The 13,805-nt window shown below is 41.9% G+C and carries 16 protein-coding genes; 7 read left to right on the forward strand and 9 right to left on the reverse strand.

Annotated features, from left to right (window positions below; genetic code table 11):
- Nucleotides 1-5: 5 nt before the first annotated feature.
- Complete coding sequence (locus tag DJ568_RS11985; RefSeq protein WP_114005518.1) at nucleotides 6-713, reverse strand: SAM-dependent methyltransferase; 708 nt, start codon at nucleotides 711-713, stop codon at nucleotides 6-8.
- A 55-nt stretch (nucleotides 714-768) separates the two neighbouring features.
- On the opposite strand from DJ568_RS11985, the gene DJ568_RS11990 reads away from it, so the two are divergent.
- Complete coding sequence (locus DJ568_RS11990; RefSeq protein ID WP_114005677.1) at nucleotides 769-1,485, forward strand: hypothetical protein; 717 nt, start codon at nucleotides 769-771, stop codon at nucleotides 1,483-1,485.
- Between the two features lie 21 nt (nucleotides 1,486-1,506).
- Here the strand turns inward: DJ568_RS11990 and DJ568_RS11995 are convergent, their stop codons facing one another.
- The 8 genes from DJ568_RS11995 to DJ568_RS12030 all read right to left on the reverse strand — a co-directional run bounded on the left by DJ568_RS11995 (nucleotide 1,507) and on the right by DJ568_RS12030 (nucleotide 8,671).
- On the reverse strand, nucleotides 1,507-2,118 hold the full coding sequence (locus DJ568_RS11995; protein WP_114005519.1) for a hypothetical protein: 612 nt from the start codon (nucleotides 2,116-2,118) through the stop codon (nucleotides 1,507-1,509).
- Nucleotide 2,119: 1 nt separating this feature from the next.
- Nucleotides 2,120-3,379, reverse strand: a complete 1,260-nt coding sequence (locus DJ568_RS12000) for a pyridoxal phosphate-dependent aminotransferase (RefSeq protein WP_114005520.1) — start codon at nucleotides 3,377-3,379, stop codon at nucleotides 2,120-2,122.
- 81 nt (nucleotides 3,380-3,460) lie between these two features.
- Complete coding sequence (locus DJ568_RS12005) at nucleotides 3,461-4,198, reverse strand: acyl-CoA desaturase (protein WP_114005521.1); 738 nt, start codon at nucleotides 4,196-4,198, stop codon at nucleotides 3,461-3,463.
- Between the two features lie 157 nt (nucleotides 4,199-4,355).
- Nucleotides 4,356-4,811, reverse strand: coding sequence for a PA2169 family four-helix-bundle protein (locus DJ568_RS12010; protein WP_114005522.1), 456 nt, complete (start codon nucleotides 4,809-4,811; stop codon nucleotides 4,356-4,358).
- A gap of 137 nt (nucleotides 4,812-4,948) precedes the next feature.
- The gene (locus tag DJ568_RS12015; protein ID WP_114005523.1) at nucleotides 4,949-5,965 is read right to left on the reverse strand and encodes an LLM class flavin-dependent oxidoreductase; all 1,017 of its coding nucleotides are present in this window, start codon (nucleotides 5,963-5,965) and stop codon (nucleotides 4,949-4,951) included.
- A 99-nt stretch (nucleotides 5,966-6,064) separates the two neighbouring features.
- Nucleotides 6,065-6,739: a hypothetical protein gene (locus DJ568_RS12020; RefSeq protein ID WP_114005524.1), complete on the reverse strand. Its 675-nt coding sequence runs from the start codon at nucleotides 6,737-6,739 to the stop codon at nucleotides 6,065-6,067.
- A gap of 221 nt (nucleotides 6,740-6,960) precedes the next feature.
- Nucleotides 6,961-7,614, reverse strand: coding sequence for a hypothetical protein (locus DJ568_RS12025; RefSeq protein WP_147238751.1), 654 nt, complete (start codon nucleotides 7,612-7,614; stop codon nucleotides 6,961-6,963).
- A 358-nt stretch (nucleotides 7,615-7,972) separates the two neighbouring features.
- Nucleotides 7,973-8,671 carry a hypothetical protein gene (locus DJ568_RS12030; RefSeq protein WP_114005526.1) on the reverse strand — a complete coding sequence of 233 codons (699 nt, stop codon included), beginning with the start codon at nucleotides 8,669-8,671 and terminating at the stop codon, nucleotides 7,973-7,975.
- A gap of 229 nt (nucleotides 8,672-8,900) precedes the next feature.
- On the opposite strand from DJ568_RS12030, the gene rplM reads away from it, so the two are divergent.
- The 6 genes from rplM to pyrH all read left to right on the forward strand — a co-directional run bounded on the left by rplM (nucleotide 8,901) and on the right by pyrH (nucleotide 13,714).
- A complete protein-coding gene (gene rplM / locus DJ568_RS12035; protein WP_114005527.1) occupies nucleotides 8,901-9,338 on the forward strand; it encodes a 50S ribosomal protein L13 in 438 nt (145 codons plus the stop codon).
- Nucleotides 9,339-9,364: 26 nt separating this feature from the next.
- The gene (rpsI, locus tag DJ568_RS12040; RefSeq protein WP_114005528.1) at nucleotides 9,365-9,751 is read left to right on the forward strand and encodes a 30S ribosomal protein S9; all 387 of its coding nucleotides are present in this window, start codon (nucleotides 9,365-9,367) and stop codon (nucleotides 9,749-9,751) included.
- 19 nt (nucleotides 9,752-9,770) lie between these two features.
- Complete coding sequence (gene rpsB, locus DJ568_RS12045; RefSeq protein WP_114005529.1) at nucleotides 9,771-10,637, forward strand: 30S ribosomal protein S2; 867 nt, start codon at nucleotides 9,771-9,773, stop codon at nucleotides 10,635-10,637.
- Between the two features lie 90 nt (nucleotides 10,638-10,727).
- Nucleotides 10,728-11,579: a translation elongation factor Ts gene (gene tsf / locus DJ568_RS12050; protein ID WP_114005530.1), complete on the forward strand. Its 852-nt coding sequence runs from the start codon at nucleotides 10,728-10,730 to the stop codon at nucleotides 11,577-11,579.
- Between the two features lie 282 nt (nucleotides 11,580-11,861).
- Nucleotides 11,862-12,983 carry an N-acetylglucosamine-6-phosphate deacetylase gene (nagA, locus tag DJ568_RS12055; RefSeq protein WP_114005531.1) on the forward strand — a complete coding sequence of 374 codons (1,122 nt, stop codon included), beginning with the start codon at nucleotides 11,862-11,864 and terminating at the stop codon, nucleotides 12,981-12,983.
- A gap of 26 nt (nucleotides 12,984-13,009) precedes the next feature.
- Nucleotides 13,010-13,714, forward strand: a complete 705-nt coding sequence (gene pyrH, locus DJ568_RS12060) for a UMP kinase (RefSeq protein WP_114005532.1) — start codon at nucleotides 13,010-13,012, stop codon at nucleotides 13,712-13,714.
- The last annotated feature ends 91 nt before the right edge of the window (nucleotides 13,715-13,805 follow it).

The following is a 13,805-nucleotide window of genomic DNA, read 5'->3' on the forward strand; positions in this document are numbered from 1 at the left end:
TGTAATCAACGGAATAGTAAAAAAATAGTTGGCTTTTTGTGTAAGTCAGGTGTTTGTTTACGCCAGTCGGCAATGGTTTTTGTTTTTATAAATTCATCTGCTGCAGTAATATTGCAGGCTATGCACAACTTTGTAGTAGGCTGGCATGTTCGCAATATCTCTTCCAGCATCGGGTTGTTTCTAAACGGAGTCTCAATAAACAATTGGGTTTGCTTATTCCGCTCGGCAAGGGTTTCTAATTCTTTAATTTTGCGGCTTCTTTCAACTTTATCAATAGGCAGGTAACCATGGAAGGTAAAGCTTTGCCCGCTAAATCCTGATGCCATAAGTGCCAGTAAAATAGAACTTGGGCCTACCAAGGGCACAACGTTAATGCCCCTGCGGTGTGCTTCGGCCACAATATCAGTACCGGGGTCGGCAATCCCGGGGCACCCAGCCTCGCTCATAAGACCAACATCATTCCCTGCCAATAGTCCCTCGATAAACTCTTTAAGCGGTATATCACGCTTGTGCTTGCCGTAGTCGTGAATAATGAGTTCGCTTTGCGGAGTTTTTAAGCCAGCTTCTTTTAAACAACGTCTTGCAGTTTTTTCGTTCTCAACAATATATTCCTTAATGCTGTTAATAGTATTAACCAAATATGGTGTAAGCGACTTTGCCGCGGCGTTATCAGCGAGCGGTACCGGTATTAAATAAAGCGTTCCTGAAGGCATATTGCAAAAGTGGCGTTTTTTATTTAATTTAAGCTTTAAGAAAGAGGAGGCCAATATGAATTCGCTTGGTATTAACTGGTTTATTGAAGGCGCTATTGATTTTGAGCATAAAAAGTATATCCTGTTAGGCTATTTGCAGGAAATAAATCGACATTTTGACAGGAGCAAGTTATACCCTAACCTTACCGATCTTATTTTTCACTACAACAATCTGCTTGAGTTTAAGCAAAATAAATCAGTATTACAGCAAGCCTTTCCGCAACGGCTCACCAAAGCTGATATAGATGCTGTAAAGCTCACTTATCAAAAAATAGTGCAGGACGATAATTCAATGCAAGAGATTGAGCGCATTATCGCCTATTCGTTAAGTAAAATGGATCCTGCGATACAAACAGGCAAGGAGATATACGATTTTGTTGAAAGCCGGCTGGAGATAAACCCGGTTGGCGTAGTGCCCCTGGTACCTTATCACGGTTATTTTTCATTGCGCAACGGTAATGATCGTACCGGTTTTATTTACGAATACCAGCTTACTATTTTTGAAGGTAAGGACGACCGGTACCGTGGCATCAACATACAATTTATAGATACTTATCAGCAGAGTATAGCCAATACACCTGAACATATAAAGCTGCAACTGATAAATAAGCACAGACATTTGCCTAATCCCGCGGTGTACTATGTGCAAAGCGATATCAGTTTTCCGCTTGAGCCAACATTGCTGCCGGTGGCTAAAAGAAGCTTGGTCAAATACATCTCAAGCGCGGCGTAGCCGAGTAATTGTTAGTTGGAATTACGAATTTACTTTTGACACAAACTCAGCCAGGCAGATGCTTTTTTCGGGCGAAATGCCCTTGGTGCTGCCAATAACGAGAGCCTGGTTGTTTATTTCAATTACAATGTCTGGTATGCCCACCGCCATCACCGCATTTCTGAAATCCTGGGTTATGCCGGCAGCAGCTTTCTGATCATTATCCGCAACAACATAAAACTTATCGCTAAAAGCTTTATCGTCTTTAAAATCAATTTCTAAAGGGGTAATTAGTTCAACAATCTTATCGCGGAAGGTTTCGGGGCGTATTCTGATCTTGCCCATATCCTGTTTTAGATAAGTAAGCGCCCATACATGGTACTCGCGCAATTCGTCAACTTCGCCGCTTTGCCAAACAATCTTTTTATAGGTTTCTATTACCATTATATAGCTCCTGTCAACCCCGTTAATGGTATATGAATCACGTACAATTACCTCATCATAATTTTTAAACGCCTCAAAGTCGGCAAGTTTAAAATCTATGCTACCCGTGCGTTCAAGTGTAAACTTTTCCTGCAGCGTTTTAAACGCTTCGTATATATGTACTATTTCCGATGGGGTGAGCCCATCGCTGTTAAATGGTAGGTTTTTCATATTACTTTAACTTTGCTAAAGCTGCCTTTATTCTTGGAATGGTATGCTGTATATCTTCATTTGTTATTGTACCTACCGATGCCCTGAACCAAGCCATATCTTCGCCGGTACCAAACGCTGAGAAGGGCACAAACGCGATGCCCGCATTTTTAATGAGATAAAAATTGACATCAGTCGCAGTTTCAAGCAATTTACCATCAGGTGTAGTTTTGCCTATGTAATCAACCTTAATGGTAAGGTAAATGGCACCCATTGGCTCAATCGCATCTACGTTAAAGCCTTCGGCTTTTAGCTGCTGAAAGCCACGGTATAACGCATCAAGACTGGCTTGTACATTACTCTTAAGATTTTCCAAAAAGGTGTCAACAGCGTTAACGTCACTTAAAAATTTACCCATTGCCATTTGCTCCGCCTTGGGTGCCCATGCCCCCATGTGGCCCACAATGGCTTTCATGCTATTAACAATATTTGCCGGGCCAAATCCCCAGCCTACACGTACCCCGGTAGCAGCAAAGCATTTTGAGCCGCCATCAACAAAAATGGTATAATCGCGTAATTCGGGGCGTAAACTTACGGGGTTATAATGCTCATGTTCGCCAAAAGTTAACTGCGAGTATATCTGGTCATACATCAGGTATAAAGGTTTTTCACCCGCAGCACGACTTTTATTTTCGGCTATCACGAGGTCGCATATTTCTTCCAGGTCTTTTTTAGCGAACATGGTGCCGGTTGGGTTTAATGGCGAACATAGCGCCAGTAACGCGGCCCCTTTTAAATGCGGACGGATCTCATCCGCTGTTGGCATAAAATTATTTTCGGGCAGGGTTGGCAGCATAACACCATCGGCGGCCAGCAAATCGCAGTAATGGTTATTGTTCCACGACGGTGTGGGGAATACCACCTTTTCGCCCGGGTTAACTACCGCAAGAAATATAGAGTAAATAAGCGGTCGTGACCCACCTGATACCAAAATTTCATTGGCTGGCGCATACTCCAGGTCATAGCGTTCCTTCAAAAAGTTTGCTATGCTCTCGCGCAGCGGTAACATCCCGTCAGCAGCAGGGTAATTAGTTTGATTATCGGAATAAGCGTCAACAATGTTTTGCTTAAGCTGGGGGGGGATTGGGTATATGTTTGAATCAAAATCGCCGATAGTAAGGTTTGCGATATTTTCGCCCTGGCGCTTTAATTCGTTTATTTCGGCTGCTATTTTTATTATTTCGGAGCCCCTAAGCTGTTGGGCTAATGAAGATACGCTCATTGTTAACGAATAAATATTTGCCTGTAAATATAGGGGAAATAAAAAAGCCGTTCAGAATTTTCGTGAACGGCTTTTTATATTTTAAGCGAGATATGCCTTTCGTATCCTGATGAGCCTTATCCAGTGCATCGCCTTCATTACCGGGTAAACCGGGTCAAGCTCAAACCACTTCGCGCCGAAGTTAGCATTGTTAGGATGACGGTGGTGGTTATTTTGAAATAATTCACCCAGCATAAAAAAATCAAAAGGAGTTGAGTTTTTAGATTTGTCGCCATTATCAAAATTAGAATAGCCATATTTATGGCCGCACCAGTTTACAATTGCACCGTGTAGTGGCCCCATAATAAAATGGATAGGTAATAATAGAAACATCCACCAGTGCGTAGCAAACTCAATGTAAAACCAGGTATACAAGCCCATAAACACAAGCCGTGAAGCAATGGTTGAACCGATAACATCGATTAGCGGCCATTCCGGCGTATTGCCGGCAAAGCGTGCTTCAGGTTCTTTAAGCCTGCGGGCGTGCTGGCGATAACTTTTTGAGGTATACCACATCATTTGGAATACATCCCTGAAGAAGTGAGGCGAATGCGGATCCTTTTCTGTGTCGCTGTAAGCGTGATGCTCGCGGTGCATGATAGCATAGGCGCGCGGATTAAGATATGACGAGCCTTGAAAAATGAATGTTAAAAAATGGAACACACGTTCGGTAAATTTATTAGTCGTAAACATTTTATGAGATGCATAACGGTGCAGGTAAAATGTTTGAAAAAATAACGAGAGGAACCAGTGTGCTACGAAGAAAATTAATATATACACAACTTAAATTTATATTGGAACTTTACTTATTTGGAATCTTTACAAAGATACGATTAAAAATGATTACTAGTTTTAATCATGTACATTGTAATGTCATTCTTACCGTAAAAGCCGCTCCATGGAACATGAAACGGCTTTTGAAAATAGGATTGAATGATTATACAGCGGCGTCGCGGAGTGCCTTAACCCTGTCGTGTCCTTCGTTAATTTTTTGTTGTTGCTGCGTTAATACAGAAACTATATCTATCGACAGGTTTTCTTCTTTAAGGGCATCCTGGTATGCTTTTTTAATCGCGTCTTCACCACGCTCGCATTCATCTAAAATGCTTTTGCGGTCTTGCCCGCTAATAGTGGCTCTAATATCAAGCCAGGTACGATGTATTGTGCCCAGTGCGCTGCTGCCTGTCTCGGGGTTTTCACCCAATTGACTTATTATGCCGCCAAGCTCTTGTATATTATCGCGGCTATCTTGTGCAAACATGGTAAAAAGGTTGCGCAAGTCGTTGTCTTCAGGTGCAAGATCTTTTAATGCGCGCGAAAAACCGGATACACGGTCGGTATTTATCTCTATCAGGTCTCTTAAAACTTCAACTGATTTTTCGATGGTTTCCATAGTTATCTGTTTAAAAAATTATTATTTAAGTTAATAAAATAACCTGTGGAGATACTTTTTGTTTTTACGGATTTGATAAAATATTTACCAGGCTGCTGGCAAATACAGACGGCTTAACGCGCGGTTTTATGATTTTATCAACCTCGCAGTTCAAACACTTCGGCCAATAGTTCATACGAGCGCAACCTGTCCTCAAAATCTTCCGTAATGGTTACCGCCATAATTTCGTCTACATCATATTCAAGCGCCAAGCGGGTAAGTTGTGTTTTAATCTGCTCCGGGTTGCCTGTTACTACGCGCTTACTATTATAGTTAATACGCTCTACTTCGCTGTCAGTGTAAACAATATCCTTTACATCGTCATAGCTGATAGGGTATACCGGCGCTCCTTTTTCAAATTGTAAAAAGCGGTGCAGCATTACAGCACGGTGTCTTTTTATCTTCTCTTCATCTTCCGAACAAAAAACAAACAAGGCCACATTGACCTCGGGGGCTTGCAGGTCTTCTGATGGTTGAAAGCGCTCGCGGTAAAGTTGTACACTTTGGGCGCCGCCATAAGGGTTAATAAAATGAGCATATGAGTAACCCATGCCAAAGTGAGCTGCAAAAAGTCCGCTTTGCCCGCTTGAACTAAGCAGCCACATGCCGGGTACAGTTTCTATTTGCGGAATGGCCCGTATTTTTGATTGCGGTGTGCCCGGTTCGCCGCGATCATGAAAATAGTTAATAAGGTCATACAGCTGCTGTACAAAATCCTGCTCGCTGAATTGATTTGAAGGATTAAGTACGCTGGCAGTGAGCCTGTCCGTGCCGGGTGCCCGACCCATACCCAGGTCAATACGACCGGGAAACAGCCCTTCAAGCATCCTGAAATTTTCGGCTACTTTTAACGTGCTGTGATTAGGCATCATTATGCCGCCCGATCCGATACGCATATTTTTTGTTTCGCCGGCCAAATGCGCTATCAGCACCTCGGGGGTAGACCCCGCGAGTAGGCCGGTGTTATGGTGCTCAGATACCCAATAGCGGTAATAACCTAATTTATCGGTATGGCGGGCCAACTGCACCGTCTCCTGCAGGGCTTGCCCGGCTGTAACGCCTTTACGTATGGGCGACTGGTCAAGTACGCTTAAGCGGATTTTTTTTGTGCTCATATTTTAATAACACAAAAATAGCACTAAGGGTATCTGTAATAGTGGCTTTAGCGGTTTATGGCAATTCAATTACCATAAAGTGATATGGCTATGATTAAGCTACCACGCAGAGTAAGATATAACCTTCGACGAGCCCGTTGCAACTCCATTTAGTTTACTGTCTGTTTGTATAACGCCCACGCCTTTTGCCAGGTATACATCATAAGTGCCATAAGACGTAAATCCTGTACCGTTTACATTGTACTGTATATCCAGAGTGGTGTGCACTACATTATTATAGGTGATCCCTGCAACGGTTTTTTTTATATCTTGTTCTATTAGTTTGCCAACAAGCTTTGCCGGGAAGCCATTAACTAATCCATCATCAGTAAGTGAAGTTTCCCAGGTATCGCCAACAGCGGCGGTATCAACCAGGTAAACAAGCTCAGCAGTCACGCCTTCGCGTAATGATGTCGATCGCGATAAATATTTATGCTCGCCCACGTACAGGTAGCTGGTTTGCCTGCCGTATAATATTGATTCTGTACTAACTTCGTGATATGGCTTGCCATTTATGGTTACAATTCTGCCGGTAACGGTTTGAAGTGCCGTGTCTTTTGCCGAACCGACAATATCTGAAACTATTTTCCAATAGCTTCCTTTGGTAATCGGCAAATAACCTTTTGATGTATCAGGGCTGCCCGGATTACGGCCACCAAAGGCGGAAATGTCTTTTCTGCAGGAGCTGCTAAACAGGGCAATGGCTGCCAAAATGAAAGGTAAGGCTTTTTTCATTACATAATAATACAGCCGTAAATATAGCTTTAATAGTTTTATAACTGCAGTTTACGCCTGCATAAAAGGCAAAAGGTGCCTGCGCGTATCGCGCAAAGCACCTTCTACTAACTGAACCTATTATTAATTGTAATCTTTATTCGGGCGATTGATGACATCATTGCGTCGATGGCATCATTTAAAAACGCAGGCCCGTAATCGCTTTCCCCTAATTAAAGTCGTTACTTAATGGTGTAGTTAAACAACTCTGATTTTGAAACCTCAACGCCGCCTTGTTTAACATAGTTGCCAATTATACCCACGTTTTTAGCCACAAAGTACTCAGACGTTGACAAGGTTTGGAAGTTTTCGCCAAGTTTTACCTGTAACTCAACTTTAGTATGTATTACATTATTGTAAGCTTTATCAAGTATGGTTTTGCTTATGCCTTTTTCAACTATAGTTGTTTTAATTTTTGCTTCAACTTCTTCACCCTCTATTTCCATAGTAGCAGTGGTTTCCCAGCTTTCGCCTACAGCTTTAGTATCATTTAAGTAAGCAATTTCCAGCACACCCTCGTCGCCGGCCTCAATGTAAGTACTGTATACATTATTGTTCAGCCCAATGTAAGTAGATGAGGTGTCACTGTTATCAGCCGATGTTACCACGTAGAATTTTTTACCATTAAAAGTTTTTACGGTATCCGTCATCGTGTTGGTTGTAGTATCGGTAATGGTGTTGCCCAGTACTTTAATAGTGTTACGGTACTTCCAAACCGAATTTTTTGTAAATGGTTGATAAGTGTCGCCGCCGCCGGGCTTATTGTCTTTATCCTTTTTACAGGCACCTAAAAATAATGTTGTTATTGCTGTGAGTATTAATATCGATTTTTTCATTTTGTTAATTTTTGTTCCCTTGAAGGGTTGTCTTTGTTGTTTATGATAATAGCTTGTGTCGGCTTTGGTACGGGGCGCCTCCGTAACAAAACCTTGTTTGAAAGCCATAACGAACGTTTTTTGGCATACGCTACAACCAGCGTCAAAAAAATACAAGAAAAATCGTGTTAGTGTAATGATCGTATAAAAGCAATAATGTATCGCTAATCTTATAATAGCTGTAACTGTTTTTGATGTTTTAAGAACCGGGCTTAGTGTATTGAGATGCGAAAAAAAAATAACTGGATTTTGGGGAATGGAACAAATAAAAAGCCCCATGTTTATCACACAGGGCTTTTAATATCAAATAAATAGCTGCCTATTTTATATTATAGTCAATCAATTCAGATACACTTTCTTCCCCGTCAATATTGCCGGTTGTTGATATAACACCTATGTTTTTAGCGGTCAGAAATTCAAGTGAAACTTTAGTGGTGTAGCTATCGCCTGTTTTAACCTGAAGTTCTACTTTCGAATGAATTACATCATTATAAGTTTTTCCGTGTAAGGTTTTGCTTAGCCCTTTTTCAATAGTTGTGGTTTTAACCTGTCCTTCTAAATTAGTGCCGTCTTCTTTAAAAGATATTTTTTCCGTCCAGGCTTCACCTACAGCTTTATCCAAGTTAAGATAACCAATTTCTATACGGTTATATTCATCTTCATAAAAGGAGCTATATATGTTGTTATTAAATCCTATATATGTTTCGTCGCCGGCGGGGCCCTCGTTAATTTTAAGTTTGCTTACGCTTGCAGATTCCGGCATCACCATTTCTTTAGATATCAAAACGTGGAAGGTTTTGCCATTGAAGGTTCTTGTATCTCCTGTCATTTTGTTCAAAATGGTATCGGCTTCCGCCGTTTCGCCACTTCCATCTACCACCCGGTATTTCCAGGTAGAGCCGGATGTGAAAGGCTGATAAGGGCTATCCGGCTGGGGATTAGGTTTGTTTTTGTCTTTTTTACATGCCGCAAAAAATAAAACGGTTAAAGCAAATACTGATAATAATAGTTTTTTCATGAATGTTAGTTTGGGTTTGATAAGTTAACTCTGGTTATTTAAAACATTTAAAATTAGCGCAAAGGTATAATTGATCCCGTATTCATATCAAATTCCTTTAAATTTCTGGCGCTGAATAATCTTCATAATCAATGTGTAAAATCCCTTGTACATTATTGAAAAAACCGTATCTTTGCAGTCCCGAAAATGCGGGGTATAATAAACGTTTAATTAATTTAATTTTAAGCAAGTGAATACGTTAAGTTACAAAACTGTCTCGGCCAACAAAAAAACCGTTAACAAGGAATGGGTTGTTGTTGACGCACAAGGCGAGATATTGGGGCGCTTGTCTTCTAAGATCGCTATGATCATCAGGGGAAAAAACAAGCCAGGATTTACCCCAAACGTAGACTGCGGTGATAACGTAATTGTTATTAATGCAGACAAGGTAAAGTTAACCGGAAACAAGTTTAGCGATAAACAGTATGTTTCATACACCGGGTATCCGGGCGGTCAGCGCTTCATTTCTCCTAAGGAGTTAATGGCAAAACATCCAACACGTGTAATTGAAAAAGCCGTGCGTGGTATGTTACCTAAAAATCGTTTGGGCAAAGCATTGTTTGGCAATTTGCATGTATATGCAGGTGCTGAGCATCCACATGCCGCTCAAAACCCAAAAGCCATTTAATTTTTTAATTCAAAAGGAGAAAAGAAATGCCAACAACAAACACTTCAGGCAGAAGAAAAACAGCCGTTGCCCGCATTTACCTTAACGAAGGTAGCGGCGCCATTATCGTAAACGGTAAAGATTACAAAGAGTACTTCCCAACATTGCCACTACAGTACATAGTAACCCAGTCAACAGAAGTTGCGGGTGTAGCTGGCCAGTATGATGTTAAAGTTAACGTAGCCGGTGGCGGTGTTAAAGGACAGGCAGAGGCCGTTCGTTTAGCTATTGCTAAAGCTATTGTTGAACTTGACGCTGAAAAGAAACCGGCACTGCGTGCCAAAGGTTTGATGACCCGCGACGACCGTATGGTTGAGCGTAAAAAACCAGGACGCAGGAAAGCAAGGAAGAAATTTCAATTCAGTAAACGTTAATTTTAAGGAGGACTCAACAATGGCTAGAACAACATATCAGGATTTACTGGATGCAGGTGTACACTTTGGTCACCTTACCCGCAAATGGGACCCGAAAATGGCTCAGTACATTTTCATGGAGCGCAACGGTATCCACATTATCGATTTAAATAAAACCTTAACTAAGGTTGAAGAAGCTGCATCAGCTATAAAACAAATTGTAAAATCAGGACGTAAAGTTTTGTTTGTTGCTACGAAGAAACAAGCAAAAGACATCGTTGCTGAACAGGCAAAATCAGTGAACATGCCTTTCGTAACCGAGCGTTGGTTGGGTGGCATGCTAACTAACTTCGCTACCGTTCGCAAGTCAATCAAAAAGATGTCAAACATCGATAAATTGACTAAAGATGGTACTTACAGCAATCTTTCAAAAAAGGAAAGGCTGATGATACAGCGTGAGCGTGTAAAGCTTGAAACGTTACTGGGCGGTATTGCCGACCTGAACCGTTTACCTGCAGCGCTTTTCCTGATCGACGTTAAGAAAGAACATATCGCGGTTTCTGAAGCGCTGAAGTTAAATATACCAACCTTTGCGATGGTTGATACTAACTCTGATCCTTCAAACATCGATTTCCCTATCCCGGCGAATGATGATGCAACTAAATCTATCTCTTTGATCACTTCAATAGTTATCAAAGCTATTGAAGAAGGTTTAGATGAGCGCAAACGCGAAAAAGAGGATGAAGCTGAAAAAGAAGCTGCTGCTGCAAAAGCAAAAGCTGACAGCCCTGAGGCTGCCGCAGCTGGCGCATCTGCCGAAGGCGGTAAACGCAAAAGGGTAACAGCAGAAGCAGAAGCTACTGCGGTTGAGCCTGAAGCTCCGGCTGCTGAAAGCACTGAGGAATAATTTTTGAGTTGCATGTTGTGAGTTACCGGTTGTAAGTACTGCCTGCAACTCACAACCTGCAACTTTCAACTTTTAAAAAAATATAACAAAATGTCTACAGTACAAATATCTGCATCTGATGTAAATAAACTGCGCCAGCAAACAGGCGCCGGCATGATGGATTGCAAAAAGGCTTTAACTGAAACCAATGGTGATTTTGAAGCTGCTATTGATTTTTTAAGGAAAAAAGGCGCTAAAGTAGCAGCAAGCCGCCAGGACCGCGAGTCAAACGAAGGTGTTGTTATTGCACGTGCTTCGGCTGACGGCAAAAAAGGCATTATTGTTGAAGTAAATTGCGAAACTGACTTTGTGGCTAAAAACGCTGAGTTTGTTGCCTTTGCTAACGCTATAGCTAATGCTGCTGTTGAAAAAACTCCGGCGTCGGTTGAAGACTTATTAAAACTTGAAATTGATACCGAAGTATCACGCATATCTATCGGCGAGGCTATTACAGACCGTACCGGTAAAATTGGCGAGAAAATAGGTGTATCTAAATATGAAGTTGTTGAAGCTGAAAAAGTTGTTGCCTATATACATGGCAACTTCCGCCTGGCTGTGTTGGTTGGTTTAAGTGCTAATGTAGATGGTGCTGATGAAGCGGGCAAAGACGTAGCAATGCAAATTGCTGCCATGAACCCTGTAGCAATTGATAAAGATGGCGTAGACGCTACTACCATTGAGCGTGAACTGGCTATTGCTAAAGATCAAATACGTGCCGAAGGTAAACCGGAAGAAATGGTTGAAAAGATCGCTGCCGGTAAACTGAACAAATTCTACAAAGATTCAACTTTGTTAAACCAGGAATTTGTGAAAGATCCTTCAAAAAATATTTCGCAGTTTTTAGCAACTGTGGAAAAAGGCCTAACAGTAACCGCCTTTAAACGAGTTGCTTTAGGAGCATAAATTATTTATCCCCCTCGCTAAAACGAGGGGGATTTTTTTTGTAATCTTAAATCGTTTGCGAGATTATCAATCCGTGGAACTACGAAAGATTAATGACATAAAAGAGGATGTAATCCTGAACATGTCAAAGGGCATGCGTGAGGTGTTTGCACACATGTTTCGATAAGTTCAGCAGGACAACCAGAATTATACGTCGCGGGTAAAAACAAGGCAATCTTTTAAGCTTATTCATTTGCTTGTCTGAAAAGATTGCTCCGTTACCCGCAAAGACGAGAAAGAGAAATGAAAATTGCCTTAACTAACATAAAACTGATAAACAACGGTATCATTACCGAAGGTGAGGCAGTTTTAATGGAGGGCGGTAAAATAACCGGCGTGGTTACCCAAACTGAAATACCCGGTGACTTTGAAATAAAAGATATTAATGGCAATTACCTGGCTCCCGGCTTAATTGACCTGCAGGTATATGGCAGCGGCGGCAAACTGTTTAGCGGCAATCCTTCGGTTGGGGCTTTGGAACAAATGGAGAACGACTTTATTGACCAGGGTACAACCGGTTTTTTTGCTACGACGGCCACTAATCATAAAAATGTTATTGAGCGTGCCATAGATGCCGGACGCGATTACTACAAACATGCCATAGGGGCTTTTTTAGGATTGCATATAGAAGGACCATTTATTAATGCTAAACGCAAAGGCGCACACCCTGAAAATTATATCAAAAAAGCTGCTATCGGCGAAGTAAAGAGCTGGGTACAGCGTGGTAAAGGGGTGATCAAAATGATGACCATAGCGCCGGAATTGCAAGATATGGAAGTAATTGACTACCTGCTTTCGCAGGATATTATTCTTTCTGCCGGACACAGCGACGCTACTTACCAACAGGCGTCGTTATTTTTTGATAACAAGATTAACGCAGCTACCCATTTATACAATGCTATGCAGCCTATGCTGCACCGGGGCGAGCCGGGCATTGTACCTGCTATTTTCGAAAAAAAGCCGTACACTAGTATAGTGCCTGATGGTATACATGTAAGCTACCCTATGTTAGCATTAGGCAAGCAGTTGCTGCGCGATAAGCTATTTATAATAACCGATGCCGTTACCGAAACAACGGAGGGCGAACACCGGCACAAACTGAATGGTGACCATTACGTAATGAATGGTACAATTTCCGGATCGGCTTTAACTATGCTTAAAGGGGTGGCCAATTGTGTTAAACATGCCGGCATTGAACTTGCCGAGGCCATAAACATGGCGTCACTATATCCCGCAAAATTAGCATCTCTAAAAACAAAAGGTAAAATTGAGGCCGGCTATGATGCGGACATATTAATATTTAATGATAAGTTTACACCCGTGGCTACAATTTTGAGGGGTGAGATAACCGAGCAAACAAATTAACTGACAAAATCCCATAAAATATCTACATGAAGTACAAAAGAATATTACTTAAGCTTAGCGGCGAATCATTGATGGGCGATAAGCAATATGGCATTGACAATAATCGCGTACAGCAATATGCGCAGGATATTAAAACCGTTATTGACGCCGGCATTGAGGTAGCTATAGTAGTAGGCGGGGGCAATATCTTCAGGGGCTTAAGTGCCGAAAAATCCGGAATGGAGCGTGCGCAGGCCGACTACATGGGCATGCTGGCCACCGTTATAAATTGCATGGCACTGCAAAGCGCTATGGAAGATATAGGTATTGATACACGCCTGCAGTCGGCTATTAAAATGGAACAAATATGTGAGCCGTATATCCGCCGGCGGGCCATGGCGCACCTGCAAAGCGGCAAAGTAGTGATTTTTGGCGCGGGCACAGGCAATCCTTACTTTACAACGGATACGGCAGCCTCTTTGCGTGCTATTGAAATAAAAGCCGATGTGGTGATGAAAGGTACCCGTGTTGATGGTATTTATACTGCTGATCCGGAGAAAGACCCAACCGCCACCCGTTATGATGAAATATCTTTCCAGGAGGTATATGATAAAGGGTTGAACGTAATGGATATGACGGCGATAACGCTGTGTAAAGAAAATAAATTACCCATTGTGGTGTTTGACATGAACAAGGAAGGTAATTTCATTAAACTGGCACAAGGTGAGCAAGTGGGTACGGTGGTAAGATAAAACTTAACACCGCATGGGTCTCGCCAACGTACAGGCATGAACCCCGTCAACTCTATCAGGCGTTGGTGAATCTGTGTGCCGAAAGGGTTGA

Source organism: Mucilaginibacter hurinus, assembly GCF_003324525.1.
Classification (GTDB): Bacteria; Bacteroidota; Bacteroidia; order Sphingobacteriales; family Sphingobacteriaceae; genus Mucilaginibacter; species Mucilaginibacter hurinus.

Excerpts from the sequence above, each read along its gene's own strand:
- DJ568_RS11985 (WP_114005518.1), bottom strand. The coding sequence starts at position 713 with ATGCCTTCAGGAACGCTTTATTTAATACCGGTACCGCTCGCTGATAAC.
- DJ568_RS11990 (WP_114005677.1), top strand. The coding sequence starts at position 769 with ATGAATTCGCTTGGTATTAACTGGTTTATTGAAGGCGCTATTGATTTT.
- DJ568_RS11995 (WP_114005519.1), bottom strand. The coding sequence starts at position 2,118 with ATGAAAAACCTACCATTTAACAGCGATGGGCTCACCCCATCGGAAATA.
- DJ568_RS12000 (WP_114005520.1), bottom strand. The coding sequence starts at position 3,379 with ATGAGCGTATCTTCATTAGCCCAACAGCTTAGGGGCTCCGAAATAATA.
- DJ568_RS12010 (WP_114005522.1), bottom strand. The coding sequence starts at position 4,811 with ATGGAAACCATCGAAAAATCAGTTGAAGTTTTAAGAGACCTGATAGAG.
- DJ568_RS12015 (WP_114005523.1), bottom strand. The coding sequence starts at position 5,965 with ATGAGCACAAAAAAAATCCGCTTAAGCGTACTTGACCAGTCGCCCATA.
- DJ568_RS12020 (WP_114005524.1), bottom strand. The coding sequence starts at position 6,739 with ATGAAAAAAGCCTTACCTTTCATTTTGGCAGCCATTGCCCTGTTTAGC.
- DJ568_RS12025 (WP_147238751.1), bottom strand. The coding sequence starts at position 7,614 with ATGAAAAAATCGATATTAATACTCACAGCAATAACAACATTATTTTTA.
- DJ568_RS12030 (WP_114005526.1), bottom strand. The coding sequence starts at position 8,671 with ATGAAAAAACTATTATTATCAGTATTTGCTTTAACCGTTTTATTTTTT.
- rpsI (WP_114005528.1), top strand. The coding sequence starts at position 9,365 with ATGCCAACAACAAACACTTCAGGCAGAAGAAAAACAGCCGTTGCCCGC.
- rpsB (WP_114005529.1), top strand. The coding sequence starts at position 9,771 with ATGGCTAGAACAACATATCAGGATTTACTGGATGCAGGTGTACACTTT.
- tsf (WP_114005530.1), top strand. The coding sequence starts at position 10,728 with ATGTCTACAGTACAAATATCTGCATCTGATGTAAATAAACTGCGCCAG.
- nagA (WP_114005531.1), top strand. The coding sequence starts at position 11,862 with ATGAAAATTGCCTTAACTAACATAAAACTGATAAACAACGGTATCATT.
- pyrH (WP_114005532.1), top strand. The coding sequence starts at position 13,010 with ATGAAGTACAAAAGAATATTACTTAAGCTTAGCGGCGAATCATTGATG.